At 66.4% G+C, this 22157-nt stretch carries 20 protein-coding genes; 13 read left to right on the top strand and 7 right to left on the bottom strand.

What is annotated here, in order from left to right:
• A partial coding sequence (locus AC07S4_RS28885; protein WP_494989877.1) for a hypothetical protein occupies positions 1 to 185 on the bottom strand: 185 nt, incomplete at its 3' end.
• A 53-nt stretch (positions 186 to 238) separates the two neighbouring features.
• Between AC07S4_RS28885 and argA the strand changes: the two genes are divergently transcribed.
• Both argA and AC07S4_RS28895 read left to right on the top strand, forming a co-directional pair.
• Positions 239 to 1549, top strand: coding sequence for an amino-acid N-acetyltransferase (gene argA / locus AC07S4_RS28890; RefSeq protein WP_161073609.1), 1311 nt, complete (start codon positions 239 to 241; stop codon positions 1547 to 1549).
• 36 nt (positions 1550 to 1585) lie between these two features.
• Entirely contained in the window at positions 1586 to 1858 is a 273-nt protein-coding gene (locus AC07S4_RS28895) for an oxidative damage protection protein (protein ID WP_494989878.1), read from the top strand.
• An 86-nt stretch (positions 1859 to 1944) separates the two neighbouring features.
• Here AC07S4_RS28895 and AC07S4_RS28900 read toward each other — a convergent pair whose 3' ends face one another.
• Both AC07S4_RS28900 and rpiA read right to left on the bottom strand, forming a co-directional pair.
• On the bottom strand, positions 1945 to 2328 hold the full coding sequence (locus AC07S4_RS28900) for a hypothetical protein (RefSeq protein ID WP_494989879.1): 384 nt from the start codon (positions 2326 to 2328) through the stop codon (positions 1945 to 1947).
• An 18-nt stretch (positions 2329 to 2346) separates the two neighbouring features.
• The gene (rpiA, locus tag AC07S4_RS28905; protein WP_494989880.1) at positions 2347 to 3021 is read right to left on the bottom strand and encodes a ribose-5-phosphate isomerase RpiA; all 675 of its coding nucleotides are present in this window, start codon (positions 3019 to 3021) and stop codon (positions 2347 to 2349) included.
• 120 nt (positions 3022 to 3141) lie between these two features.
• On the opposite strand from rpiA, the gene AC07S4_RS28910 reads away from it, so the two are divergent.
• Genes AC07S4_RS28910 through AC07S4_RS28920 form a run of 3 tightly spaced genes read left to right on the top strand, consistent with a single transcriptional unit; the run spans position 3142 to position 5110 of the window.
• Positions 3142 to 3510 (top strand): response regulator, encoded by a 369-nt coding sequence (locus AC07S4_RS28910; RefSeq protein WP_494989881.1) that lies wholly within the window; start codon positions 3142 to 3144, stop codon positions 3508 to 3510.
• Positions 3510 to 4139, top strand: coding sequence for a chemotaxis protein CheC (locus tag AC07S4_RS28915; protein WP_494989882.1), 630 nt, complete (start codon positions 3510 to 3512; stop codon positions 4137 to 4139). Before AC07S4_RS28910 ends, AC07S4_RS28915 begins: the two co-directional genes overlap by 1 nt.
• A gap of 2 nt (positions 4140 to 4141) precedes the next feature.
• Positions 4142 to 5110 carry a GGDEF domain-containing protein gene (locus AC07S4_RS28920; protein WP_494989883.1) on the top strand — a complete coding sequence of 323 codons (969 nt, stop codon included), beginning with the start codon at positions 4142 to 4144 and terminating at the stop codon, positions 5108 to 5110.
• 24 nt (positions 5111 to 5134) lie between these two features.
• On the opposite strand, the gene eda is transcribed toward AC07S4_RS28920, so the two are convergent.
• Positions 5135 to 5752, bottom strand: a complete 618-nt coding sequence (gene eda / locus AC07S4_RS28925; protein WP_494989884.1) for a bifunctional 4-hydroxy-2-oxoglutarate aldolase/2-dehydro-3-deoxy-phosphogluconate aldolase — start codon at positions 5750 to 5752, stop codon at positions 5135 to 5137.
• A 2-nt stretch (positions 5753 to 5754) separates the two neighbouring features.
• Complete coding sequence (gene edd / locus AC07S4_RS28930; RefSeq protein ID WP_494989885.1) at positions 5755 to 7683, bottom strand: phosphogluconate dehydratase; 1929 nt, start codon at positions 7681 to 7683, stop codon at positions 5755 to 5757.
• A 214-nt stretch (positions 7684 to 7897) separates the two neighbouring features.
• On the opposite strand from edd, the gene pgi reads away from it, so the two are divergent.
• From pgi to AC07S4_RS28950, 4 genes are all read left to right on the top strand, one after another.
• A complete protein-coding gene (pgi, locus tag AC07S4_RS28935; RefSeq protein WP_494989886.1) occupies positions 7898 to 9550 on the top strand; it encodes a glucose-6-phosphate isomerase in 1653 nt (550 codons plus the stop codon).
• A gap of 5 nt (positions 9551 to 9555) precedes the next feature.
• Positions 9556 to 10443, top strand: a complete 888-nt coding sequence (locus AC07S4_RS28940; RefSeq protein WP_494989887.1) for an SMP-30/gluconolactonase/LRE family protein — start codon at positions 9556 to 9558, stop codon at positions 10441 to 10443.
• A 192-nt stretch (positions 10444 to 10635) separates the two neighbouring features.
• Complete coding sequence (gene zwf / locus AC07S4_RS28945) at positions 10636 to 12108, top strand: glucose-6-phosphate dehydrogenase (RefSeq protein ID WP_161073621.1); 1473 nt, start codon at positions 10636 to 10638, stop codon at positions 12106 to 12108.
• Positions 12109 to 12123: 15 nt separating this feature from the next.
• Entirely contained in the window at positions 12124 to 12978 is an 855-nt protein-coding gene (locus AC07S4_RS28950; RefSeq protein ID WP_494989888.1) for an SIS domain-containing protein, read from the top strand.
• Between the two features lie 18 nt (positions 12979 to 12996).
• Here AC07S4_RS28950 and prfH read toward each other — a convergent pair whose 3' ends face one another.
• Both prfH and AC07S4_RS28960 read right to left on the bottom strand, forming a co-directional pair.
• Positions 12997 to 13626 (bottom strand): peptide chain release factor H, encoded by a 630-nt coding sequence (prfH, locus tag AC07S4_RS28955; protein WP_494989889.1) that lies wholly within the window; start codon positions 13624 to 13626, stop codon positions 12997 to 12999.
• Positions 13626 to 14861 (bottom strand): RNA ligase RtcB family protein, encoded by a 1236-nt coding sequence (locus tag AC07S4_RS28960; RefSeq protein ID WP_494989890.1) that lies wholly within the window; start codon positions 14859 to 14861, stop codon positions 13626 to 13628. The genes prfH and AC07S4_RS28960 overlap by 1 nt, the downstream gene beginning before the upstream one ends.
• A gap of 344 nt (positions 14862 to 15205) precedes the next feature.
• Here AC07S4_RS28960 and tal point away from each other — a divergent pair, with 344 nt between their 5' ends.
• The 4 genes from tal to AC07S4_RS28980 all read left to right on the top strand — a co-directional run bounded on the left by tal (position 15206) and on the right by AC07S4_RS28980 (position 22137).
• A complete protein-coding gene (tal, locus tag AC07S4_RS28965) occupies positions 15206 to 16141 on the top strand; it encodes a transaldolase (protein WP_161073626.1) in 936 nt (311 codons plus the stop codon).
• 153 nt (positions 16142 to 16294) lie between these two features.
• The gene (locus tag AC07S4_RS28970; RefSeq protein WP_494989891.1) at positions 16295 to 17548 is read left to right on the top strand and encodes an efflux RND transporter periplasmic adaptor subunit; all 1254 of its coding nucleotides are present in this window, start codon (positions 16295 to 16297) and stop codon (positions 17546 to 17548) included.
• A gap of 12 nt (positions 17549 to 17560) precedes the next feature.
• Positions 17561 to 20707 (top strand): efflux RND transporter permease subunit, encoded by a 3147-nt coding sequence (locus tag AC07S4_RS28975; protein ID WP_494989892.1) that lies wholly within the window; start codon positions 17561 to 17563, stop codon positions 20705 to 20707.
• Positions 20704 to 22137, top strand: coding sequence for an efflux transporter outer membrane subunit (locus AC07S4_RS28980; RefSeq protein WP_494989893.1), 1434 nt, complete (start codon positions 20704 to 20706; stop codon positions 22135 to 22137). The genes AC07S4_RS28975 and AC07S4_RS28980 overlap by 4 nt, the downstream gene beginning before the upstream one ends.
• Positions 22138 to 22157: the final 20 nt, after the last annotated feature.

Raw genomic sequence — 22157 nt, forward strand, 5'->3', positions numbered from 1 at the left:
CCCGGCGCGCGTGCGGCGCGGCCGGCCTGGCCCTGCTGGCCGCCGCGCTGGGCGCCGCGTTGCCCCCCTTGTGGCGCGCGCGTCACAGCGGGCGCATCCCCCCTGGGGGCGGTGGCGGAGGCGGCGGGAGCGGTGGATGGCTGCTGCGGAGTGGAAACTGGTGGCTTCTTGCTGGCTTCTGACATGTTTTTTACTAGTATTTGGCGCGAAAACCGCGCACCGAATTATAATGCGGCAAATGGAAAACCCTACCCAATTCGTCCAATGGCTGCGCTCCGTCGCACCCTACGTCCACGCTTTCCGCGGCAAGACCTTCGTGGTCGCCTTTCCCGGCGAACTCGTATCGGCTGGCGCCCTGCCGGTGCTGGCCCATGATTTGTCGCTGCTGCAGGCGCTCGACATCAACGTGACCGTGGTCTACGGCTCGCGCCCGCAGGTGGCCGAACAGCTCGCGCTGCGCAACGTGGAAGGCCGCTTCCACAACGGCGTGCGCATTACCGACACCGCCGCCATGGAATGCGCCAAGGAGGCGGCTGGCGAGCTGCGCCTGGACATCGAGGCCGCGTTCAGCCAGGGTTTGCCCAACACCCCCATGTCCAATGCCGCCATCCGCATCATCTCCGGCAACTTCATCACCGCCCGTCCGCTCGGCGTGATCGACGGCGTGGACCTGGAACTGACCGGCATCACGCGCAAGGTGGACGCCGAGACCATCCACTCCATTTTGGGTTCGGACGGCCTGGTGCTGCTGTCGCCGCTGGGCTTCTCGCCCACCGGCGAGACCTTCAACCTGACCATGGAAGACGTGGCCTGCAGCGCCGCCATCGCCCTGCACGCCGACAAGCTGATCTTCATCACCGAAACCGACATGATGACCGACGCCGCCGGCGCCGAGATCCGCGAGCTGTCCTCGCACCAGGCCGAAGCGGTGCTGATGGCCGGCTTCCTGCCCGACGCCACCGCATTTTACTTGAAGCACTGCGTCAAGGCCTGCAACAACGGCGTGGAGCGCTCCCACATCGTGCCCTTCGCCATGGACGGCTCGGCCCTGCTGGAGCTGTTCACCCACGATGGCGTGGGCACCATGATCTCGCACGAGAACCTGGAATCGCTGCGCCAGGCCACGATTGAAGACGTGGGCGGCATCATCAAGCTGATCGAACCGTTGGAAGCGGACGGCACGCTGGTCAAGCGCGGCCGCGAGCTGATCGAACGCGAAATCGACCTGTTCTCGGTCATCGAGCACGACGGCGTGATCTTCGGCTGCGCCGCGCTGTACCCGTTCCCGGAACAAAAGATGGCCGAAATGGCATGCCTGACCGTCAACCCCGACGTGCAAGCGCAGGGCGACGGCGAGCGCATCCTCAAGCATATGGAAAACCGCGCCCGCGCGCTGGGGCTGTCCAAGCTGTTCGTGCTCACCACCCGCACCGCGCACTGGTTCATCAAGCGCGGCTTCGTGCCGGCCACGGTGGACGCGCTGCCGAAGGACCGCCAGCGCATGTATAACTGGCAGCGCAAATCCCAGGTTCTGATTAAAACCTTATAATCACGCTTTCACCACACCGCATTAGGAGCACCAAAGATGGCCCGCACCGTCCATTGCATCAAACTGAACAAGGAAGCCGAAGGCCTGGATTTCCCGCCCTACCCGGGTGAGCTGGGCAAGAAGATCTACCTGTCCGTCTCGAAAGAAGCCTGGGGCGCCTGGCTCAAGCACCAGACCATGCTGGTCAACGAGAACCGCCTGAACCTGGCCGACCTGCGCGCGCGCAAATACCTGGCCACGCAGATGGAAAAGCACTTCTTCGGCGACGGCGCCGACGCGGCAGCCGGCTACGTCCCCCCGGCAGACTAAAATTTCCGCCCACCAAAAAGGGGTCAGGGTTAATTAAATGAGCAACATTTAATTAACCCTGACCCCTTTTTGCGTTTGGGTATTTCTCAGCGCTGCAAAGGCTTGCACTGCCGCAGTTCACACTTGGCCAGGTAGGCCGTGCCGTTGCTGCACATCATGCGGTAGACCTCGACCGGGCCCGGCCCGGACAGCAGCCCGGCGCCGGGGCCGCCGTTGCCGTCGCAGCCGGCCTTGCGCGCCATGCGCTCCACCGTGGCCGACGAGGCGCCGGCGCGGAAGGCCACTTTTTCGATCTCCACCCCGTCCACCGCCACGCGCTTGCTGCCGTCGCTGGCCAGCTCGGACTCCACCGGCTTGCGCACCGTGGCCGCGCGCCGGGCCGCCTCGGCTTCCTGTTCCCGGTCCTGCTTGAACGGCACATGCGAACAGGCACTCAATACCACGACAGACAGCAACAGCAAGCGTTTCATAGACGTCCTGGGCAGGGATTAGTAGGTCAGCGTGCGCACGCCGTCGGCGGTGCCCAGCAGGCAGACGTCGGCGCCGCGCGCGGCAAACAGGCCCACGGCGATCACGCCGACGATCTGGTTGATCTGCGCTTCCAGGCCCTTCGGATCGGTGATGGCCAGGCCGGCCACGTCCAGGATGTTGCCGCCGTTGTCGGTGACGAAGGCTACGTCGGTGCCGGCCTTCAGGCGCAGCTTGGGCTGGCCGCCCAGCGCGGCCAGCTGGCGCGCCACGGCGTTGCGCGCCATCGGCAGCACTTCCACCGGCAGCGGGAACTTGCCCATCACGTCCACCAGCTTGGAGCCGTCGGCGATGCAGACGAATTTTTTCGACACGGAGGCGACGATCTTCTCGCGCGTCAGTGCCGCGCCGCCGCCCTTGATCATGGCGCCCTGCTCGGTGATCTCGTCGGCGCCGTCGATGTAGACCGCGATCTCCGGCACGTCGTTCAGGTCCAGCACCGGGATGCCGTGCGCGGCCAGGCGCGCCGCAGTGGCTTCCGAGGACGCCACGGTGCCCTTGATCTGGTGCTTGATCTTGGCCAGTTCGTCGATGAAGAAGTTGGCGGTGGAGCCGGTGCCGACGCCGATGATGTCGCCTTCCACGTGGGCGATGGCGGCGCGGGCTACGGCTTGTTTCAGTTCGTCTTGGGTCATGATAAAAAATTAAGAGTAGGAATGCGGGAAATCGAATTGCCGCTATTTTAGCGGATCGCAACCGCGCCCCCGCGTGTTTATGCGAGAATAAGACCCCGACATAGCCCGCCAGGAAAGCGCATGGAGTCCGTCAAACAGATACTGGTCGTCGACGACAGCCGCGTCTCGCGCCTGATGGCGCGCCAATACATCCTCAGCATGCACGCCGGCTGGCTCGTGGAAGAAGCGGCCTCCGGCGAAGAAGCGCTGCAGAAAATCGAAGGCTACACGCCCGACCTGATCCTGATCGACGTGAACATGCCCGGCATGGGCGGCATGGCCGCCGCCGAGCAGCTGCGCGCGCGCCTGCCGCACACCCATATCTCGCTGCTGACGGCCAACGTGCAGACCGCCACCCGCAACCGGGCCGCCGAAATCGGCGTGGCCTTCATGGAAAAGCCCATCACGGAGGCGCGCGTGGCCCAGCTGATCGCGCCGCTGGAGGCCTGATGTCCTTCACCCTGTCCGAACTGGAACACGACGCGCTGGTGGAAATTTTCAACATCGGCGTGGGCCAGGCCGCCGCCGCCATGAGCGGCATCGTCAACGAGGCGGTGACCATGTCGGTGCCGTCGATCAGTTTCCTGAACCGCGCCGATGCCGCCAGCCTGCTGGGCCACCGCGGCGAGCAGGCGCAGCGCATCTGCGGCGTGAGCCAGCACTACGATGGCGCGTTCGAGACCGAAGCCATCCTCATGTTCCCCGAGGATAAAAGCCTGGAGATCGTGCGCCTGATGGTGGGCGAGCTGGTGCCGCTGTCCGAGCTGACCGAGATGGAACAGGAGGCCATGAGCGAGATCGGCAACATCATCCTCAACTCCTGCGTCGGCACGCTGGCCAACATCTTCGAGCAGGAGCTGCAAGGCTCGCTGCCGGTGTATCACGTGGGCACCAGCGAGGACATCCTGAGCGCGTCCGGCAGCGCCGCCGACTCGGTGGTGATGATGCTGCACATCGACTTTATTCTCGAGATGCACCAGATCCACGGCTACGTGGCCTTTATCCTGGACGTGTCGGCGCTGCGCGACCTGAAGGAGCAGATTAATCTTTATCTGAGCCGCGTGATGGGCCGCAATTGACCATGGAACTGGAAGCAAACCGTCTCGGCCTGCTGGAGAGCGTGCTGGGCGCAGTCCACCTGGGCGCCATCGTGCTGGACGCGCAGGGCCGCATCGTCCTGTGGAACCGCTGGATGGAACAGTACTCCGCCATGCCGGCCAGCGACGTGCTGTGCCGCGATTTCTATACGCTGTTCCCGGAGATGCGCAGCCAGCGCATCGGCATGGCGATCCAGCAGGCGCTGGTGAGCAACTTCCCCTCGCTGCTGTCGCAAACGCTGAACAAGTCGCCCTTCCCGCTGCACGCCAACCGCTCGGCGGCGGCGCGCGGCGAGCGCCTGCAGCAGGCCATCGCCGTCACGCCGGTGACGGTGGCGGCGGGCGCGGGGGAGCGCCACTGCCTGATACAGATCACCGACGTGAGCATCGCCGCCAACCGCGAGAAGGTGCTGCGCGAGCAGGCCATGGTGCTGCGCTCGCAGACCTTCTCGGACGGCCTGACCGGCGTGGCCAACCGCCGCCATTTCGACGTCGCCATCGACAAGGAACAGCGGCGCGCCAAGCGCAACGGCGGCAAGCTGTCGCTGCTGATGATAGACATCGACTGCTTCAAGGCCTACAACGACCACTACGGCCACCAACATGGCGACCAGTGCCTGATCCAGGTCTCTGCCGCGCTGACGGCCATGCTGCACCGCTCCACCGACCTGCTGGCGCGCTACGGCGGCGAAGAATTCGCCATCATCCTGCCGGACACGGACGCCGAGCAGGCCATGAAAATGGCGGAGAGCTTGCGCCAGCGCGTGCTGGCGCTGGACCTTGAGCACCGCTACGCGGCCGAAGGCAACGGGCAGGTGACGGTCAGCGTGGGCGTTGCCACGCACAGTCCCGAGCAGCCGTTCGACGTCCCGGCCCTGATCGGCGCAGCCGACCGCGCACTCTACGCCGCCAAACGCGCGGGCCGCAACCGCGTGGCGGCGCACCAGGCCTGACGGCGGGGGTACGCCGCCGCTAAATCAGCGCAGCGCGCTGGCCGCTTTGGCCAGGGCGGTGATGCCTTCCCAGTCGCCGGCCTGCATCAGGTCTTTCGGGGTCAGCCAGGAGCCGCCCACGCAAGCCACGTTCTTCAGCTTCAGGAACTGCGGCGCGGTGTCGATCGAGATGCCGCCGGTCGGGCAGAAGGTGATGTCGCCCAGCGGACCGGCCAGCGCGTTCAGCATGCCCACGCCGCCCGCCGGCACGGCCGGGAACAGCTTGAGCTGCTGGAAGCCCTGCTCGCGCGCGGCCATCACTTCGGACGGCGTCATCACGCCCGGCAGCAGCGGCAGGCCGCTGCTCTTGGCGGCGGCGATCAGCGCCGGCGTCAGGCCCGGCGACACGCCGAACACCGCGCCCGCGTCGCGCGCTGCGGCGAATTCTTCCGGCTGCGTCAAGGTGCCGACGCCGACGATGGCGCCTTCCACCGCCGACATGGCCTTGATCGCGCCCAGGCCGTGCCTGGTGCGCAAGGTCACTTCCAGCACGCGGATGCCGCCCGCCACCAGCGCCTTGGCCAGCGGCACGGCGTGGTCAGGATCGTCGATCGCAATCACGGGGATCACGGCGGAGGTGCGCATAATGTCCAGCAGGGTCATGGTCAGTCCTTCTTCATCGAGTAGTCTTCATCGGAGCCGGGCACGGTGTTGCCCACCGGGTCGGCGTCATGCAGGCCGACCGTGGTCGGGATCGGCGACGGCAGCGGGAACGTGGTGGCGCCCTTCTCTGCTTCGCACACGCTGTTGCGGAACATGGCGAACAGCTCGCGGCCCATGCCGACGCCGTTCGGCGTGAGGTCGGCCGTGGCCAGCGAACGCGCATGCCACACGTCGCTCGGCACCAGCGCTTCCAGCGCGCCGGTGAAGGCGTCCACGCGGATGATGTCGCCGTCGCGCACCAGGCCGAGCGGACCGCCCGCCAGGATCTCGGGCGACACGTGGATGGCCGCCGGCACCTTGCCGGAAGCGCCGGACATGCGGCCGTCCGTCACCAGCGCCACCTTGCGGCCGGCGTCCTGCAGATTGGCCAGCGCCGGGGTCAGCGCGTGCAGTTCCGGCATGCCGTTGGCGCGCGGACCCTGGAAGCGCAGCACCGCCACGAAGTCGCGGTCCAGCTTGCCGGCCTTGTAGGCGGCCATGAATTCTTCCTGCGAGTTGAACACCAGCGCCGGCGCTTCCACCGTGCGGTGCTCTTCCTTCACTGCCGACACCTTCATCACGGCGCGGCCCAGGTTACCCTGCACCAGCACCATGCCGCCGTCCGGCGAGAATGGATTGGTATGCTTGCGCAGCACTTTCTCGTCGCCCGATTCGGCCACGGCGTCTTTCCAGACCACGCCGGGTTGACCGTCACCCTTACTCTCATTCAGGAAAGGCTCGGTGCAGTGCGCGCGCAGGCCTTTGCCCAGGATGGTGGTCACGTCGTCGTGCAGCAGGCCCGCGTCCAGCAGTTCGCGGATCACGAAGCCGGTGCCGCCGGCGGCGTGGAAGTGGTTCACGTCGGCGTCGCCATTCGGGTAGATGCGGGTCAGCAGCGGCACCACGTTGGACAGCTCGTCGAAGTCGTTCCAGTCGATCACGATGCCGGCCGCCTTGGCGATGGCCACCAGGTGCAGCGTGTGGTTGGTGGAGCCGCCGGTGGCCAGCAGGCCGACCACGGCGTTGACGATGCATTTTTCATCAACGATGCGGCCCACCGGCAGGTACTCGCCCTGCTCGGTAATCTGCGCCGCGCGCTGGGCGGCGGCGGCGGTGAGCGCGTCGCGCAGCGGCGTGCCCGGCGTGATGAAGGCGGCGCCCGGCAGGTGCAGGCCCATCACTTCCATCAGCATCTGGTTGCTGTTGGCGGTGCCGTAGAAGGTGCAGGTGCCGGCGCCGTGGTAGGACTGCGATTCGCCTTCCAGCAGCTCGTCGCGGGTGGCTTTGCCTTGCGCGTAGCGCTGGCGGATGGACGCCTTTTCCTTGTTGGACAGGCCGGTGGTCATCGGGCCGGCCGGCACGAACACCGCAGGCAGATGGCCGAAGTGCAGCGCGCCGATCAGCAGGCCCGGCACGATCTTGTCGCACACGCCCAGGTAGACGGCGGAGTCGAACATATTATGGGACAGCGCGATGCCGGCCGCCATGGCGATGGCGTCGCGCGAGAACAGCGACAGCTCCATGCCAGGCTGGCCCTGGGTCACGCCGTCGCACATGGCGGGCACGCCGCCGGCGAACTGCGCCACCGCGCCGACCTTGCGCACGGCGTCCTTGATGATGGCCGGGAAGCCTTCGAAGGGCTGGTGCGCCGACAGCATGTCGTTGTAGGCCGACACAATCGCCACGCTGGGCTTCTTCAGCTCTTTCAGCGCCAGCTTGTCGTTGGCCGGGAAGGCGGCGAATCCGTGCGCCAGATTGGTACAGGCCAGCACGCCGCGCTGCGGCCCCTTGACGCGGGCCGCCTCCAAGTGCGCCAGATAGGCGCCGCGCGATGGCCGGGAGCGCTGGATTATCCGCGCAGTTACGGTTTCAAGTACAGGATGCACCGCCATGATCGTTCCTTATGAAGTAATTGCGTGAAATTTTACTACAAAAATTGCGGAATGCGCCGTCTGATTTAGCAAAACGGTACGAAAACCAGCCCCGTCATCAGGCAGCAGCGCCAGCGCAAGAGCCGTTCGCTAGACATTTTGTAGTGAATTTACCTCTTTTTACTGTATTATGAACAATATCCCTGCAACCCAGAGCCGACCCGAGCCAATCATTATGCGCCAGCCCGCCCTCACCACGACCGCCGCCTACCAGGCCCTCGCCGCCCACTACATCGACATCCAGGACCAGACCCTGCGCCAGCTGTTCGCCGCCGAGCCGCAGCGCTTTGCCGCCATGTCGCTGGACGCCGCCGGCCTGTATCTCGACTATTCGAAAAACCGCCTGACGGCCGACACCATCGCCCTGCTGGCCAACCTGGCGCGCACGCGCGGCCTGGTACAGCGCCGCGACGCCATGTTCGCCGGCGAAAAAATCAATACTACCGAAGGCCGCGCCGTGCTGCATACGGCGCTGCGTATGCCGCGCGGCAAGGAGCTGAATGTGGCCGGCCAGGACGTGGCGGCCGACGTGCATGCGGTGCTGGACCGGGTCCGCGTGTTCACCGACAAGGTGCGCAACGGTTCCTGGCTGGGCCACAACGGCAAAGCCATCACCGACATCGTCAACATCGGTATCGGCGGCTCGGACCTGGGTCCGAAAATGGCCTGCCTGGCGCTGCGTTCCTACGCCCATCCGCGCCTGAAGATGCACTTCGTGTCGAACGTGGACGGCCACGACCTGGACGCCGTGCTGGCCCAGGTCAATCCGGACAGCACGCTGTTCATCGTTGCCTCCAAGACCTTCACCACCGCCGAGACCATGCTCAACGCGCAGACCGCGCGCAGCTGGTTCCTGCAGCACGGCACGGAAGCGGCGCTGACCAAGCACTTCGTGGCCGTGTCCACCAACACGCAGGCCGTCACCGCCTTCGGCATCGACGCCGACAATATGTTCCCCTTCTGGGACTGGGTGGGCGGACGCTATTCGGTATGGTCGGCCATCGGCCTGCCGGTGGCGCTGGCGGTCGGCTTCGGCTACTTCAGCGATTTCCTGGCCGGCGCGCACGAGCTGGACGAACACTTCCGCACCGCGCCGCTGGAGCAGAACCTGCCGGTGCTGCTGGCCCTGATCGGCTTCTGGAACCGCCAGTTCCTGGGCTGCGCCTCGCTGTCCATCGCGCCCTACCACCAGGACCTGAACCGCTTCCCTGCCTACCTGCAGCAGCTCGACATGGAGAGCAACGGCAAGCGCGTCACGCGCAACGGCTCGGCGGTCGATACGCCGACCTGCCCCGTGGTCTGGGGCGAGTGCGGCACCAACGCGCAGCATGCCTACTTCCAGCTGCTGCACCAGGGCAGCGACATCGTGCCGATGGACTTCATCGCCGCGCTGCGCCCCACGCACGACCACCCCGGCCACCACGACGCGCTGCTGGCCAACTGCTTCGCCCAGTCGGAAGCCTTCATGACCGGCAAGACCGAGGACGAAGTGCGCGCCGAACTGAAAGCGCAAGGCCTGCCCGCCGCGCAGATCGACGAGCTGGCGCCGCACAAGACCTTCCCCGGCAACCGTCCGTCCAACACCATCCTGGTGGACGTGCTGAGCCCCGCCGCGCTGGGCGCGCTGATTGCGCTGTACGAGCACAAGACCTTTGTGCAGGGCGTGCTGTGGGACGTGAACAGTTTCGACCAGTGGGGCGTGGAACTGGGCAAGGTGCTGGCCAAGAACATCCAGTCCGAGCTCACCGGCGAAGCGCAGCCCGCGCGCCACGACAGCTCCACCAATGGCCTGATCGCGCTGGCGAAAGCCGCGCAGAACCTGCGGTGAGCGGGATGAGCTACCACGTGGAAGCATTCAGCGCCGAGACCATGCTGGTGGGCGAAAGCCCGTTGTGGCACCACGGCGAACAGACGCTGTACTGGGTGGACATCGAAGGCTTCGCCATCCACAGCCTGAAGCCCGCCACCGGCGAGCACCGCAAGTGGCCGATGGCGAGCGAGCCGTCCGCGCTGGCAATTAGCGCCGGCGGCGGCCTGGCGGTCGCCACCCGCGCCGGCTTCATGCGCTTCGATCCGGAAGACGGCACCCTGCACGCCATCGCGCCCGCGCCCTACGACACGGCCACCACCCGCTTCAACGACGGCAAGGTGGACGCGGCGGGCCGCTTCTGGGTCGGCACCATCTACGAGCCGCGCGACAAGCAGGCCGCCGAGATGTACGTGCTGGAGCGCGGCCAGGTGCGCCTGGCCTGGTCGGGCGGCATGACCAACTCCAACGGCCTCGGTTTCAGCCCGGACGGCAGCGCCATGTACCACGCCGACACCGCCGCCCACCGCGTCACGCGCTACGACTTCGACCTGGCCAGCGGCACGCCGTCCAATCCGCAAGTGCTGCACCAGTTCTCGGCCGACAAGACCAGCAACTACGGCGGCCGCCCGGACGGCGCGGCCGTGGACAGCGAAGGCAATTACTGGGTGGCGATGTTTGAAGGCGGGCGCATCGCCAAGCTGTCGCCCTCGGGCGAGCAGCTCGACGAAATCGTGCTGCCGGTGCGTTGTCCCACCATGGTCGCCTTTGGCGGTGCGGACCTGAAAACGCTTTACATCACCACCGCCAGCAAGCGCCCTTCCGAGGAGCTGGCCGCCATGCCGCTCAGCGGCCGCGTGCTGCAAGTGCGCGTCCCGGTGCCAGGCCTGCCCGCCCCCGTCTATCGGCCCTGAGCCTGGTACGGGGAACGGGCACGGACGGCGGCAGAGGCCGCTGAAAATACCGAAAATGTAGTAAAATTTCTTGCAATCGCCACAAATGAGTAGTAAATTTACATTTGCAGCACCACAGACTAGCGGCCACCGCGCGAGCGCGGCCAGGCTGCTGATACTATAGTCCCCCACACCACCTGCGACAATACGATTATGGCTCTTACCGATTTTGATCTGGTTCTGTTTGGCGGCAGCGGCGACCTGTCGATGCGTAAACTCCTGCCCGCGATGTACTCGCGCGACGTTTGCGGCGACCTGCCGCCCACCGCGCGCATTATCTGCGTCGGCCGCCAGGAGTCCACTCAGGAGGAGTTTATCAACGTGGTCAACACCACGTCCAAGCCGCTGATCAAGTCGCCGGCCGTCACGCCGGAAGCGTGGGCGCGCTTCACCGCCCGCATCGTGTACGTGTCGCTGAACGCCACCGACTCGTCCACCTACGGCGCGCTGGTCGAGGCGCTGCGCGTCGATCCGGCCCTGACCCGCGTCTACTACCTGGCCACGCCGCCGCACCTGTTCGCGAAAATCTGCGACAACCTGAAAGAGAACGGCCTGGCCACCAAGAACTCGCGCGTGGTGCTGGAAAAGCCGCTGGGCCGCGACCTGGCCTCGGCCAAGCAGATCAACGCCGAAGTGGGCCAGGTGTTCGAAGAATCGCAGATCTACCGTATTGACCACTACCTGGGCAAGGAGACCGTGCAGAATCTGCTGGCCCTGCGCTTCGGTAACATCCTGTTCGAGCCGCTGTGGCGCCGCGAATGGATTTCGGACGTGCAGATCACCATCGCCGAGAAGCTGGGCGTGGGCAACCGCATCGGCTACTACGACACCTCGGGCGCGCTGCGCGACATGCTGCAGAACCACCTGCTGCAGCTGCTGTGCATCGTGGCCATGGAGCCGCCCACTTCCATCGCGCCGGACGCGGTGCGCGACGAGAAGCTGCAGGTACTGCGCTCGCTGAAAAAATTCACCCCCGCCACGCTGGCGCAGAACATCGTGCGCGGCCAGTACCGCGCCGGCCACGTGGACGGCCAGGCCGTGCCGGGCTACCGCGACGAGCCGGACGCGCCGCAGAAATCGCGCACCGAGACCTTCGTCGCCATGAAGGCGGAAATCGACACTTGGCGCTGGGCCGGCGTGCCCTTCTACCTGCGCACCGGCAAGCGCATGGCCGATTCGCTGGCCGAGATCGTGGTACGCTTCAAGCAGATTCCGCACTCCATCTTCAACCAGCCGACCAACAGCTTCCAGCCGAACTGCCTGGTGATCCGCCTGCAGCCGGACGAAGGCCTGCGCATGAACCTGATGGCGAAAACGCCGGGCGAAGGCATGCGCCTCAAGCCGGCCGAGCTGGAACTGGACTTCCGCGAAACCTTCAAATCGCCGCGCATGGACGCCTATGAGCGCCTGCTGCTCGACGTGCTGCGCGGCCAGCTGACCCTGTTCATGCGCGGCGACGAACTGGAAGCGGCGTGGGAATGGGTGGAGCCTATCCTGAACCACTGGGAGCAGGATGAAAGCGCACCGACGCCTTACGCCTCCGGCACCTGGGGTCCAGCCGCCGCCAGCGCACTGATAGGCCGCGACGGCCTGCAATGGCGCGAAGAAGCCCTGCCTGAAGACTAAGCGAAGGCTAAGCACGTGCTCCTCGATTCCATCCGCACCCAGCTCGATTCGCTCTCGAAGTCCGAGCGCAAAGTCGCGCTGGCGGTGCTGGACCATCCCAACCTGATCGTCGACCAGAACATCACGGCGCTGGCGCGCGCCGCGCAGGTGTCCGAACCCACCGTGGTGCGCTTTTGCCGCACCCTGGGCTACGACGGCTGGCACGAGTTCAAGCTGAAGCTGGCGCAGGGCCTGGCCCTGGCCCTGCCCGGCCTGAACGAACAGCCGGCGCAGGACGACCTGGCGGCGGACCTGGTCAACAAGATCTGCAGCCGCTCCATCAACACCCTGCTCGACCTGCGCAACAACCTCAAGCCGGAAGCGATCCAGCAGGCGCTCGACATTCTCAAGCGCGCCAACAAGATCGAGTTCTACGGCCAGGGCACCTCCGGCATCGTGGCGGCGGATGCGCAGCACAAGTTCTTCCGCTCCGGCGTGCCCACCGTGGCCTACGCCGACCCGTCCATCCACAGCATCGCCGCCGCCCTGCTGCGCACCGGCGACGCGGTGGTGGCCATTTCGCAGCGCGGCAACAGCCCTGCGCTGGTGCGCTCGGTGAAGCTGGCCCGGCGCGGCGGCGCGGACGTGATCGTGCTGGCCCCGTCCGGCACGCCGCTGGCCGAACTGGCCAACGTGCTGATCCCGATCGACCTGATCTTCAACATCGATCCCTACACGCCGATCTCGGCGCGCCTGGCCTACCTGGTGGTGATCGACGTGCTGGCCGTAGGCCTGGCCCTGCAGCGCGGCCCGGAGTTCCGCAAGAAGATGCAGAACGCGCAAAAGGCGCTGCAGGAGTTCGACCTGCAGTTCGACTCCTTCATCGGCTAGGCAGGCCGCGCGCCTGCGCTACCCCGCCTCGATAAAACTCTTGCCGACAAAAGTGCGGCGCGCGCTGCCGCGCTCGACCTGGGTGTGCTGCGCGCGCAGCGCAGCTTGCGCCGCCTTGCTCCGTCCAGCCTGCGCCTCCGCCAGCTTGCCTGCCAGGAGCACGGCCGCCAGCCGCTTGTTGGCCAGCTGGCTGCGCTGCGCCTGCACTTTTACCGACAGTCCGCTGGCAATGTGCGTCGCCCTGACAGCGCTGCTGGTCTTGTTCACGTGCTGTCCGCCGGGGCCGGACGCGCGCATCGCTTCAAAGCGGATTTCGCTGTCCGGCAACGGCTCCGGCGCCGCGTGCAAAGCGCCGCCGATGAACCAGTTCTTGCGCTTGTGCCCCGGCCGGTAAGGGCTGTCGCAAATCCACACCAGGGTGCCGCACCAGTTCTGCGCCAGTCCGAGCGCCATCCTGTTCTCCTCCTTGCTGGCAAGGCCGAGCAGCAGCGAACTGTATGTGCCGGGCACCGCGCCCGGCTCCTCCTCCAGCACTTCGACCTTTACGCCCGCCTTCGCGCCTTCGCGCATCAGCGCCGCCAGCGCATGCCGCACCGCCAGGCAGCACTCCGCAGGTCCCGTGTTGGCGGTTAATTGCAGCAGTATCATCAGCAGCACTCCCCGCGTGTTTTGTAGGTCAGCAGCGGCTGGAAACGCGCCACCGCTGCCACCAGGCCGGCGCCCTGCATGCTGTCGAGCACACTGCCGACATCCTTGTATGCCTGGGGCGCTTCCTCGTAAATCAGCGCCTTGTCCTCGCAGATCACGCGGCCGCCAAACGCTGTGCGCGCAAGCTGCGCGGGTGTGGCCTTGCGCTGCAGCCGCTCCTTGCAGTCGCCGCGTATCCATTTGCGCCCGGCGCCGTGGGCCAGCGATTGCAGGCTCGCGCTGTCCGGCGCGGCCAGCGGCTGCAGCAGATAGCTGTAGTCGCCGCGCGAGCCGGGCAGCATCACCATGCCCCGGTCGGACGGATTGGCGCCCTTGCGGTGCAGCCAGCCCGCCTCGCCGTCGATGACGGCGGGCGTCACCAGATTGTGGTCCGCGTCCAGCACCATCGCGCCTTCGCTGCGCAGGCGCAGCAGCATGCGCAGGGCGATCAGGCGCCGGTTCAAATGCGCGTAGGAGAGCGCGGCATCGTGCTGCCGCAGGTAAACCCGCGCCGCCGGGGTGCCGTCTTCGAGGCCGGCGTGGCCGTGCAGGTCCACGTGACGGCGCAGCACGATCTGGCCCAGCCCGCGCGAGCCGCTGTGCACCATCAGCTGCAAGCGCTTTGCCTGCAGCCCGGCGCCGTCAAACAGCTCCTGCCGCAAGACGGCGGACACCGATTGCAGCTCCACGAAGTGGTTGCCCAGGCCGATGGTGCCTAGCGCATGCATGCTGCCCGCGTCCAGGCCTGCCGCCGCCAGTTCGCGCTCCAGCGATGCCAGCGCGCCTTCAAGTCCAACTGCCAAGGGGACAGCTCCGTCCCGGTCCGCATCGAGCGCGCACTGCAATTCCGCCAGCCGCGCCAGCTCGGCGTCGTCCGGCGGCGCATCCAGGTTGCCGATCTGTTTGTCGAGCTTATCGAGTTTCACTTTGCCCGCAAGCAGGCCGGTTTGCCACAGGCTCACGCCGCAGCCGATATCGCCACCGCACAGCGCGGGATAAAAACGGCCGGCCGAAAAGAAGGCAGCGCCGACCGGATAGCCGCGGCCGGGATGCAGGTCAGGTAAGCCCACCACCCGGCGCATGCCGGCCAGCAGGGACGTGGTCTGGAGCTGCTGCAGCGCAGCGCCTTCCAGCCACAGGTCGTCCGACGCCACGACAGATGCGCGGTCGGACACATTGCGAATGAATTTGCCCATTCTTGATTTCCATGTGTAGTCCTTTGGAAATGGGCACTGGCGGTAACGCTTAGCTGACTGGCTTGCGCACGCGGGTATCCAGGCCCATCGAAGTAGTCGTCTCTTGTGATGCAATCATGATTAACTCCTTTCATCTGTGGCTCTGGTTAAAGGGATATCTACATTATCGAAACAGCCACGGTTTGGCAAGCGGTATTTCCAGCTCCCGGGACAAGCTAGAAGTGGTTGCGCAACGGCGAGGATTCATTTTCCAAGCGCGCCTTGACGGGGCGCAAACGTGCGCCGTGGATTGTGTACAATATGACACCCAGTCCTTAACCTCAACCGCAGCCCTGCGCGCAACCATGAACCAACTCGAACAGCTCAAGCAATACACCACCGTTGTTGCCGACACCGGCGACTTCCAGTCGATCAAGGCTTACACCCCGCGCGACGCCACCACCAACCCGTCGCTGATCCTGAAGGCCGTGCAGAAGGACGAGTACAAGCCGCTGCTGCAAAAAGCGGTGCGCGACAATCCGGACGCGTCCACCGGCGACATCATCGACCACCTGCTGATCGCCTTCGGCACCGAGATCCTGAAGATCATCCCGGGCCGCGTGTCCACCGAGATCGACGCCAAGCTGTCCTTCGACACCGCCGGCAACGTGGCCAAGGGCCGCGAACTGATCGCGCTGTACGAGAAAGCCGGCATTCCGCGCGAGCGCGTGCTGATCAAGATCGCCTCCACCTGGGAAGGCATCCGCGCCGCCGAGATCCTGGAGAAGGAAGGCATCCGCTGCAATATGACGCTGCTGTTCTCGCTGAGCCAGGCCATCGCCTGCGCCGAAGCGGGCGCCCAGCTGATTTCGCCTTTCGTCGGCCGCATCTACGACTGGTACAAGAAAAGCACCGGCATCGACTACGTGGGCGCGGAAGATCCGGGCGTGCAGTCGGTCAAGCGCATCTACAACTACTACCGCAAGTTCGGCTACAAAACCGAAGTGATGGGCGCAAGCTTCCGCAACACCGGCCAGATCCTGGAACTGGCAGGCTGCGACCTGCTCACCATCAGCCCCGACCTGCTGCAGGCGCTGGCCGACGCCAACACCCCGGTCGAGCGCAAGCTGAGCGCGGCCGACAGTGCCAACGCCACCATCGGCAAGATTGCGGTCGATGAAAAAACCTTCCGCTTCATGATGAACGAAGACGCGATGGCGACCGAAAAGCTGGCCGAAGGCATCCGCGCCTTCTGCGCCGACTCGGGCAAACTGAAGCAAATCATCTCCGGCATGCGCTGATCTTTCCGCAGCGCGGAACCGGCCAGGCCCACCGACGTGCGCCTGGCCTTTTTTACGTTTGGGCTCCGAAACCTGTACAAAACGTTACATTTGTCAGTGTTATACAATGTCCCGCACATCTGTATACCTCAACACACAACTCAAGAGACATCTATGAGATCAGTCCCTCGCTGCACTCCCGTCGCCGCCGCCATCATCACCCTCTCCATGCTTGCCGCCTGCGGCAAGAAAGATGACAAGGCCGGCGGTGCGCCGCCGCCACCGCAAGTCGCCGTCTTCACCGTGGCCCCCGCCACCATCACCCTCTCCACCGAACTGCCGGGCCGCCTGGAAGCGTCGCGCGTGGCGCAGGTGCGCGCGCGCACGCCGGGCATCGTGCTGCAGCGGGTGTACAAGGAAGGCACGGACGTGAAGGCGGGCGAGATCCTGTTCCGCATCGACCCGGCCCAGTTCCAGGCCTCCTACGACAGCGCGCAAGCGGCCGTGGCCAAGGCCGAAGCCAACCTGGCGCAGGCCGAGCTGAAGGTGAAGCGCTACAAGCCGCTGCTGGCAGCGCAGGCCGTGAGCAACCAGGAATACGACGACGCGGTGACGGCCCAGAAGCAGGCCGCCGCCGACCTGGCCACCACCCGCGCCGCCCGCACCACCGCCGGCCTGACGCTGGGCTACGCCACCGTGACCTCGCCCATTTCCGGCCGCGTGGGCCGCGCGCTGGTGACCGAAGGCGCATTGGTGGGCCAGGGCGAAGCGACGCCGATGGCCACCGTGCAGACGCTCGATCCTATTTATGTGACCATCACCCAGTCGTCCACCGACGTGCTGCGCCTGCAGCGCGCGCTGGCGGCCGGCAAACTGAAGCGCGCCGATGACGGGAAAAATGCGGGCGCCGCCAAGGTGACGCTGGTGACCGAGGACGGCCAGCCCTACCCGCAATCCGGCAAGCTGCTGTTCTCGGACGTGGCGGTGGATGAAACCACCGGATCGGTGTCCATGCGCGCCGAATTCCCTAATCCCAACCGCAGCCTGCTGCCGGGCATGTATGTGCGCGCGCGGCTGGAACAGGCGGTCAACGAGTCCGCGCTGCAGGTGCCGCAACAGGCCGTGGTGCGCGGTCCGGAAGGCGCCACCGTGATGGTGGTCGGCGCCGACAACAAGGTCACCGCCGTGCCGGTGAAAGCCGACGCGGCGCAGAACGGCAGCTGGATCGTCAGCTCCGGACTGAAAGGCGGCGAGCGCGTGATCGTGGAAGGCTTCCAGAAGACCAAGCCGGGCGGCACCGTGACTCCGGCGCCGTGGAAGGGACCCGTTGAAGCCGCGCCGGGCGCGGCCCCGGCGGCACCGGCAGCCCCTGCAGCTCCGGCGGCGCCCGCCGCGCCGGCCGCTGCCGCCCCTGCGGCCAGCAAATAACCGGGAGCTCAGATGGCAAAATTCTTCATCGACCGCCCCGTCTTCGCGTGGGTGATCGCCCTGTTCATCCTGCTGGGTGGCGCGCTGGCGATTACCATGCTGCCGGTGGCGCAGTACCCCACCATCGCGCCGCCGTCCATCGTCATCACCGCCAACTACCCGGGCGCCACCGCCCAGGTGCTGGACGACGCGGTCACCAGCGTGATCGAACAGGAAATGAACGGCGCCGACGGCTTGCAGTACGTCGAATCGCAGAGCGAGGCGAACGGCTCGGTCACCATCACCGTCACCTTCCTGCCCGGCACCAATCCGGACCTGGCCGCCGTGGACGTGCAGAACCGCATCAAGCGCGTGGAATCTCGCTTGCCGCAGGCTGTTACGCAGCAGGGCGTGCAGGTCAACAAGGCACGCTCCAACATCCTGATGTTCGTGGGCGCCTCGTCCAACGACGGCTCGATGGACCCGGCCGCCATCGGCGACTACCTGGCCCGCAACGTGGTCAACGAGATCAAGCGCCTGCCGGGCGTGGGCCAGGCCCAGTTGTTCGGCACCGAGCGCGCCATGCGCGTGTGGGTGGACCCGGCCAAGCTGGTGGGCTACAAGCTGACCATGGCCGACGTCACCGCCGCCATCCGCGCGCAGAACGCGCAGGTCACCGCCGGCACGCTGGGCGACCTGCCCTCGCCGCGCTTCCAGACCTACTCCGCGCCCGTGGTGGTGCAGGGCCAGCTCACCTCGCCCGAGGAATTCGGCAAGGTGGTGCTGCGCGCCAGCGGCACCGGCGCCACCGTGCGCCTGGCGGACGTGGCCCGGATTGAAATGGCCGGCGCCAACTTCAACATCAGCGCGCGCCTGAACGGCAAGCCGTTCGTCGCCATCGCCGTGCAGCAGTCGCTGACCGGCAACGCGCTGGCCACGGCGGAACTGGTGCGCAACAAGATGGAAGAGCTGTCCAAGTTCTTCCCGCCCGGCCTGACCTACACCGTCCCATACGACACCTCGCTGTTCGTCAAGATCTCGATCGAGGAAGTGGTCAAGACCCTGCTGGAAGCGGTGCTGCTGGTGTTCATCGTGATGTACGTGTTCCTGCAGAACTTCCGCTACACCCTGATCCCCACCATCGTGGTGCCGGTGGCCCTGCTGGGCACGTTCGCCGTGATGCAGCTGGCCGGCTTCTCCATCAACGTGCTCACCATGTTCGGCATGGTGCTGGCGATCGGCATCCTGGTCGATGACGCCATCGTGGTGGTGGAAAACGTGGAACGCATCATGAGCGAGGAAGGCTTGTCGCCGCGCGAAGCAACGCGCAAGGCCATGTCGCAGATCACCGGCGCCATCATCGGCATCACGCTGGTGCTGATCGCCGTGTTCATCCCCATGGCCTTCTTCGGCGGCGCCGTGGGCGCGATCTACCGCCAGTTCTCGCTGTCCATGGTGTCGTCCATGGTGTTCTCGGCCCTGATGGCGCTGACGCTCACGCCGGCGCTGTGCGCCACCATTTTGAAACCCGTTGAAGCGGGCCACCACCACGAGAAGAAGGGCTTCTTCGGCTGGTTCAACCGCAGTTTCGCCAAGACCGCCACCGGCTACCAGGGCGTGATCGCCAGGATCCTGACCCGCACCGGCCGCTACATGCTCATCTTCCTGCTGATCTGCGGCGTGGTGGGCTGGCTGTATGCGCGCCTGCCGTCGTCCTTCCTGCCGAACGAAGACCAGGGCTACATCATCACCAACGTGCAGCTGCCGCCCGGCGCCTCCAAGAGCCGTACCGAAGCGGTGCTGAGCAAGGTGGAGGAATACCTGGCCAAGCAGCCCGGCGTGGCGCGCACCATCGCCGTGGCGGGCTTCAGCTTCTCGGGCAACGGCCAGAACGCCGGCCTGGTGTTCGTGCCGCTGAAGGACTGGAGCGAACGCGGGCCGGAAGACACGGCCGACAAGATCGCCGGCCGCGCTTTCGGCGCGCTGTCCGGCATTGCGGACGCCATCATCTTCCCGCTCAGCCCTCCTCCCATCCGCGAGCTGGGCAACGCCACCGGCATCACGGCGCGCCTGCAGGACCGCAGCTCGCAAGGCCACGCGGCGCTGGTGGCCGCGCGCAACCAGCTGCTCGGCATGGCGGGCAAGAGCGAGATCCTGGCCGGCGTGCGCCCTGAAGGCCTGGAAGACGCGCCTCAGCTGCAGGTGGACATCGACCGCGACAAGGCCAACGCCCTGGGCGTGGCCTTCGCCGACATCAACAGCGCGCTGTCCGTGGCTTTCGGTTCGAGCTATGTGAACGACTTCACCAGCAGCGGGCGCCAGCAGCGCGTGGTGGTGCAGGCCGACGCGCCGCAGCGCCTGCAGCCGGAAGACCTGCTGCGCCTGAACGTGCGTTCGGCGTCCGGGTCCATGGTGCCGCTGTCGTCCTTCGCCACGTCGAAGTGGATCAACGGTCCGGTGCAGCTGGTGCGCTACAACGGCTACCCCGCCATCAAGCTGACCGGCAACGCGGCCCCGGGCCGCAGCACCGGCGAGGCGATGGCCGAACTGGAACGCCTGGCGGCGCAGCTGCCGCCCGGCTTCGGCATCGAATGGACCGGCCAGTCGCTGGAAGAAAAGACCTCCGGCTCGCAGGCGCCGGCGCTGTTCGCGCTGTCCATGCTGGCGGCCTTCCTGGTGCTGGCCGCGCTGTATGAAAGCGAATCGATTCCGGTGGCGGTGCTGCTGGTGGTGCCGCTGGGCGTGCTCGGCGCGCTGCTGGGCGCCACCATCCGCAGCCTGCCCAACGACGTGTACTTCAAGGTGGGCCTGATCGCGATTATCGGCCTGTCGGCCAAGAACGCGATCCTGATCATCGAATTCGCCAAGGACTTGCAGGCGCAGGGCAAAGGCCTGGTCGAGGCCACGCTGGAGGCGGTGCACCTGCGCTTCCGCCCCATCATCATGACGTCTCTGGCCTTCATCCTCGGCGTGCTGCCGCTGGTGGTTGCCAGCGGCGCCGGTTCGGCCAGCCAGCGCGCCATCGGCACCGGCGTGATGGGTGGCATGATCACCGCCACCGTGCTGGCGGTGTTCCTGGTGCCGGTGTTCTTTGTGGTGGTGCGCAAGATATTCAAGGGAAGCGAACGCCAGCGCCGTCTGGCCGCGCATGAACTCGACCTCCCGGAGAAAAAAGTATGATGAAGACTGACTACAAGTTTGGCGCCATCGGCGCCGCTGCGGCGCTGCTGCTGTCCGGCTGCTCCATGGCGCCGGCCTACCTGCGCCCGGACGCCCCGGTGGCGGCGGGCTATCCAGCCATGCCGGCAGCCGCCGGCAGCGCTGGCGCCACCGCCACGGCGGGCAAACCGGCCGCCGATACCGGCTGGCGCGAATTCTTCCCCGACGAGCGCCTGCAGCAGCTGATCGCCACCGCGCTGGAATACAACCGCGACCTGCGCACGGCGGCGCTGCGCATCGAGGAAGCGCGCGCGGCCTACAACATCCAGTCGGCCGACCGCCTGCCCACGCTGAACGGCACGCTGGGCGGCAGCCGCGTGAAGACGCCGCGCTCGGTATCCACCACCGGCGCCGACATCACCAGCACCCGCTTCGACGCCGGCGTGGGCATCTCGTCCTTCGAGCTGGACTTCTTCGGGCGCGTGAAGAGCCTGAACGACGCCGCCCTGGCCGCCTACCTGGCCACCGACGAAGCGCGCCAGGCCGCGCAGATCAGCGTGGTGGCGGAAGTCGCGAAAGCCTACTTCACCGAGCGCGCCTATGCCGAACAGTACAAGCTGGCGCAGCAGACCTACGAGGCCCGCGCGCGCACCTACCAGCTCACGCAGCAGCGCCTGGAAGTGGGCGCATCCTCGCGCCTGGACCTGCGCTCCAATGAAACGCTGATGGAAACGGCGCGCGTGGCCGCCCTCACGCTGGCGCGCCAGCGCGCGCAGGCGGAGAACGCGCTCACGCTGCTGGTGGGCCAGGCGCCCGCCTCGGCCGCCAGCGGCGCCATGGCCAGCGACGCCACCATCGACGCCATGAGCGCGGTGCCGGAAGGCTTGCCGTCCGAGCTGCTGGCGCGCAGGCCGGACATCCGCGCCGCGGAGCAGCGGCTGAAGTCGGCCAACGCCAATATCGGCGCGGCGCGCGCGGCCTTCTTCCCGCGCATCAGCCTGACGGCGGCCATCGGCAGCAGCAGCCCGGACTTCTCGGGACTGTTCGACAGCGGCACCGGCAGTTGGTCCTTCGTGCCGCAATTGGTTCTGCCCATCTTCGACGCCGGCCGCAACCGCGCCAATCTGAACCTGAGCGAAGTGCGCAAGAACATCGCCGTGACGGACTACGAAAAGACCATCCAGACCGCGTTCCGCGAAGTGGCCGATGCGCTGGCTGCGCGCACTTACCTGGGCAGCCAGGTGGCCGCGCAGCGCGCCGTGCAGGATGCGCAGGCGGACCGCCTCAAGCTGCTGCAGCTGCGCTTCGACAACGGCGTGGCCAGCTCGCTGGATGTGCTGGACGCGCAGCGCGAACTGTTCAGCGCGGAGCAGTCGCTGGTGCAGGCGCGCTTGCTGCGCACCACCAGCGCCATCGACCTGTACCGGGCGCTGGGCGGAGGGCTCAAGTAGGCGCCGGCATGGCGGGTTAA

This window comes from Pseudoduganella sp. GW821-FHT05F09 (assembly GCF_059419605.1).

Coding starts and splice junctions, on each gene's coding strand:
- argA (WP_161073609.1), top strand. CDS start 239: ATGGAAAACCCTACCCAATTCGTCCAATGGCTGCGCTCCGTCGCACCC.
- AC07S4_RS28895 (WP_494989878.1), top strand. CDS start 1,586: ATGGCCCGCACCGTCCATTGCATCAAACTGAACAAGGAAGCCGAAGGC.
- AC07S4_RS28900 (WP_494989879.1), bottom strand. CDS start 2,328: ATGAAACGCTTGCTGTTGCTGTCTGTCGTGGTATTGAGTGCCTGTTCG.
- rpiA (WP_494989880.1), bottom strand. CDS start 3,021: ATGACCCAAGACGAACTGAAACAAGCCGTAGCCCGCGCCGCCATCGCC.
- AC07S4_RS28910 (WP_494989881.1), top strand. CDS start 3,142: ATGGAGTCCGTCAAACAGATACTGGTCGTCGACGACAGCCGCGTCTCG.
- AC07S4_RS28915 (WP_494989882.1), top strand. CDS start 3,510: ATGTCCTTCACCCTGTCCGAACTGGAACACGACGCGCTGGTGGAAATT.
- AC07S4_RS28920 (WP_494989883.1), top strand. CDS start 4,142: ATGGAACTGGAAGCAAACCGTCTCGGCCTGCTGGAGAGCGTGCTGGGC.
- eda (WP_494989884.1), bottom strand. CDS start 5,752: ATGACCCTGCTGGACATTATGCGCACCTCCGCCGTGATCCCCGTGATT.
- edd (WP_494989885.1), bottom strand. CDS start 7,683: ATGGCGGTGCATCCTGTACTTGAAACCGTAACTGCGCGGATAATCCAG.
- pgi (WP_494989886.1), top strand. CDS start 7,898: ATGCGCCAGCCCGCCCTCACCACGACCGCCGCCTACCAGGCCCTCGCC.
- AC07S4_RS28940 (WP_494989887.1), top strand. CDS start 9,556: ATGAGCTACCACGTGGAAGCATTCAGCGCCGAGACCATGCTGGTGGGC.
- zwf (WP_161073621.1), top strand. CDS start 10,636: ATGGCTCTTACCGATTTTGATCTGGTTCTGTTTGGCGGCAGCGGCGAC.
- prfH (WP_494989889.1), bottom strand. CDS start 13,626: ATGATACTGCTGCAATTAACCGCCAACACGGGACCTGCGGAGTGCTGC.
- AC07S4_RS28960 (WP_494989890.1), bottom strand. CDS start 14,861: ATGGGCAAATTCATTCGCAATGTGTCCGACCGCGCATCTGTCGTGGCG.
- tal (WP_161073626.1), top strand. CDS start 15,206: ATGAACCAACTCGAACAGCTCAAGCAATACACCACCGTTGTTGCCGAC.
- AC07S4_RS28970 (WP_494989891.1), top strand. CDS start 16,295: ATGAGATCAGTCCCTCGCTGCACTCCCGTCGCCGCCGCCATCATCACC.
- AC07S4_RS28975 (WP_494989892.1), top strand. CDS start 17,561: ATGGCAAAATTCTTCATCGACCGCCCCGTCTTCGCGTGGGTGATCGCC.
- AC07S4_RS28980 (WP_494989893.1), top strand. CDS start 20,704: ATGATGAAGACTGACTACAAGTTTGGCGCCATCGGCGCCGCTGCGGCG.